This window comes from Secundilactobacillus malefermentans DSM 5705 = KCTC 3548 (genome assembly GCF_001436395.1).
Taxonomy (GTDB): domain Bacteria; phylum Bacillota; class Bacilli; order Lactobacillales; family Lactobacillaceae; genus Secundilactobacillus; species Secundilactobacillus malefermentans.
This window is the reverse complement of the sequence record NZ_AZGJ01000080.1, coordinates 1-3,682: the sequence shown is the minus strand read 5'-3', so window position 1 is coordinate 3,682 and position 3,682 is coordinate 1. Positions and strand designations below refer to the sequence as shown.

The 3,682-nt window shown below is 41.8% G+C and carries 2 protein-coding genes; one reads left to right on the top strand and one right to left on the bottom strand.

Features of this window, described 5'->3' with window-relative positions; genetic code table 11:
- Positions 1 to 112: 112 nt before the first annotated feature.
- Positions 113 to 457, top strand: a complete 345-nt coding sequence (locus tag FD44_RS09555) for a WCX domain-containing protein (RefSeq protein ID WP_010619100.1) — start codon at positions 113 to 115, stop codon at positions 455 to 457.
- A 68-nt stretch (positions 458 to 525) separates the two neighbouring features.
- Here the strand turns inward: FD44_RS09555 and FD44_RS10555 are convergent, their stop codons facing one another.
- A complete protein-coding gene (locus tag FD44_RS10555; RefSeq protein WP_010619099.1) occupies positions 526 to 3,483 on the bottom strand; it encodes a MucBP domain-containing protein in 2,958 nt (985 codons plus the stop codon).
- Positions 3,484 to 3,682 lie beyond the last annotated feature (199 nt).

Below are 3,682 nucleotides of genomic sequence, written 5' to 3'. Positions count from 1 at the left end.
TCTTGACTTATTACCACAAGGCTGTTTTATAGTTGTTTACAAGATGGAGTATACTACTGGAAAGATGACAGCTGTCTGTCACCTATTAAAATTTAGGAGTAACTGATGAAAATTGGCGCGAATCATTTCGACCACGCTGTTAGAACGTCACTTCACACCTCGAGAAAACAAACCTCAGCCATTTGAACACTCGGGTGGTGGCCTGTTTCCCACCATTTCAATCGACATTGTCATCGACAAGTCGCTGCGGGATAAGTTGGTGGAACGCTATGGTCAAAGTACACTAAACGACTACGATACCGAACATTATCGCGCCCAAATTACCATTCCATATCACGAATTTGGCTACCGGTACTTAACGAGTTTTGGCACTGGTTTGAGAATTCTGGGACCCGCTCCGTTCAAACAAGATTACCAAAATTATCTGCAAAAGTTGATTGACCTTAATCATGATTGAAACAGCTGCTCCTCACACCGCAAAAGGCACCCCTTCATTTTTTGGAGGGGTGCCTTTATTAGCTATTCTTATTCATGTTTTCGACGAATACCCAACATCCCCAGTAGCACACTGAACATGGCTAGTCCAAGGGCCAAGATTCCGGTTGAATTCGTTTCATCAGTTTGAGGCAAAATTGAAGCTTGTTGCACTTTCGTCGCTTTTACTGCTTTTACTGCTTTTGCGTTATTAATTTCTGTGGCATTGGTGTCTTTAGTCACTGGTTTGGCGCCATCCGTTGAGTCAATAATCGGATCATCTGGTGTTTCACCAGGTTGCTCCTCGCCTGGATTTGCTGGATCAGGCGTTGGCTCTGAAGTTGGCTCCGGTGTTGGTTCTGGAGTCGGTTCTGGTTCCGTCGTTGGTGGCGTCACAACTGGAGGTGTTACCTCACCGCCGCCACCCGGTGTCTCAGGAACAAGTACATAAACTAAGGTAATATCGCGGTGGTCGCCCGTGTACAGGACTTCAAGTGGTGCTGAATTAGACGTGACCGTCTTGAAGGTGTAGGTTTTTCCGTCGACAGTGATGGTTTGGTCTGGCGTAACTTTGTAGGCACTACCGCTATTACCGGTTAAAGTAACGTCTGGCAGAAGCACATTCCCATCAGCATCAATGAAATGTTCGGTTATCGTTCCTTGACTAATTTCGTAATTAAACTGAATTGTATTATTGTCCTTAACCAACGTAATGGTTGCTGAGTCCGAATCAATTAAGTTATAAATAACCCCATTTTTGGTAATCGTAGCTGGTGCCGTCGCCGTATATTGATCACCCACGTTACCGGTATCAGACTTAAAATCTAATAATTTGTCGGTCCCTTTTTCAACATATTTGATATTAATGGCCGTTTTGGTAATCACATCATATATGACTTTTACCTGCAGATTCTCGTCACCAAATGGAATCGTCTTTGCTGCTGGATCTAGCGTCGTCCAATTAACACCATCGGTAGAAACCTGAATTGAATTAAACTTATATTCAGGAAATTCTAACAGGACATTACTTACTGGAAATGGCGTGGTTGGATTTCCGGTTGCCGTTCCAGTGAGCGGGTTCCCTGACCCATCTAAAATTGGTTTTTGAGTCCCATCTGTATCATTGTAAACAAATGACACATTTATTTTGGAATCTTTAACAAAGATAAGTGTCATGTTCCGCGCAGTATCCGTATACGTTCCGGTCGTGTTAACTTTATTAGCCAGCCCATTATTTGCAAGATAGTCCGAGTAAAGGCCGGTTCCATCTAGAATAATATAGGAGTACTTATATCCTTTACCAATGATGTTGCTGAACTGGGTCATCACGTTTGTATTTGAATTTAAATCAAATTGAGTATTCACGTCACCCGCCAATACTGAAGTCGGCGATAAGTTTAATTGCGACATATCAGACTTCAAGTAGGCGTAGTCCACAATGACATTTCCGACATTTTCTTTAAATAAATATGGCTGAATAATCCAACCGTTATAATCACTGTTGGGATCCTTCCACAATGTCGAAAAGTTGCCGTACATTGTTGTGCTATCTGGTAATAGGTTAAACCACGATAACGTAATTGGATCAACGTTTCCACCTGAAGATGTGCTTGGATAGAGTTTGGGATACTCTAGGTTATTTTTATTATCAAAGGCAGTAATTGGTAAATTATTTGCCAATAAATCCTTGATAATGAAAGATGGTGTTTCATACGCTGTCGTTCCCGTTCTTAAAGTAATGGGTTGAAGCAAAATATGTTGCTGAATAAATCCCTTCGATAAATCCAAAGCAGGATTAGTGTCACTTTGTAGCGCTGATAAATCAGCAATTTGATTGTAGGAAAGGTTCAACGTGGTCAGATTTGGTTTATTACCAAGCGCCGTAACGTCATTAATAACAAAGAAATTAATGATGACTGAGCTTAATTTGTTTAAATTCTTTAAAGCACCAATGTCCCATAAATTACCATTCATAAATGCATCTTTAAAGATTGTTTGGCTCACTGATAAATTTGGAACCATGTAAATTTCTTTCAAATTGGTCGCATACTGCAATCCTTCCATACTAGCCATGGACATTAAAGCCATGTAATATTGGAGGCCAGAGCCTGAGGTTGATTGTGAACCTTCAGTCACATAAATTTTAGTGACATTTGCTAAACTATTTTTCGTAAAATTATCTCTAAACAAAGTAATCGTACTATATTGCGCTCTGAAATTGGTATACCAAAGTAAGTATTGAAACGCATAGTCTGGCATCCATTCATCAATATAGTATGCCTGTCCCGCCGTATCGACACCTTTGGCATCCATAGCAATAGCTGCCGCATAAGCCGCACCCTTCCAGGCATGTGCTCCCTGAACCTGGGTTAGGTCTCGATGAACATAGGTGTAGTGCAGATCTGTATTTTTGGGCACGTTAAACGAAGCCGTCGCATCCACAACATTGGTCAAATCGTCTGGCGATACTGCAGCTGTTGCGTCAGACCTCGTAATAACTTGATTCGTGCCAGTATCAACATATGCTTGCTTTGCAGTTTCTTTTACTTCATTAACTTGAGCGTCACTTGCATTGCCTAAGTCCTGTTTAACCGCTTCATTTGACTGTTCGGCGGTTGAAGGCGCTTTGGCTGATGGTTCAGAATTCGTGACATCTTCCTCAACCGGTTGAGTTTTAGGGGTAGCTGCTGGTTCGGGATTCGTGACATCCGCATCAGCCGCTTCAGTTTCAGTGGTGACTGCTGCTTTCGGTGTTTCCAAAGCAACCTCTTTTTGCTGTAACTGCTCCCCATCAGAATCTGCAACAGATTCCGATGTTTGCGCGACATCAACATTACCTACTGTATCAGCCTTAACTAAGTTAGTTGAACCCGCAAAAAAGAGAAGCCCACCAAATAAAATGGTCGTCCCTGCAGTAACCCAAAATTTTCCTGACTTATACTCTTTATAGCGTGATTGTCGTTCTGTCACCCGCCGGCTCTTTTGTTGCTGATTATTTTTTCCTAACATGTTGAACTCCCCTCCAACGATGTTTGCCTGCCCCAATCCTACCTGTTCAATGGTATTCCCCTTAACACCAAGCTAAAATGAAAGCGTTTACGCTCCTTGGTACTGGAATCTTAACATGTTTTTTAAACGATAGATATTAATATGTCCGATATTACGCTAAAAAGACCCGTCTAATTAGTGCACTAGGCCCTGTCAAGTT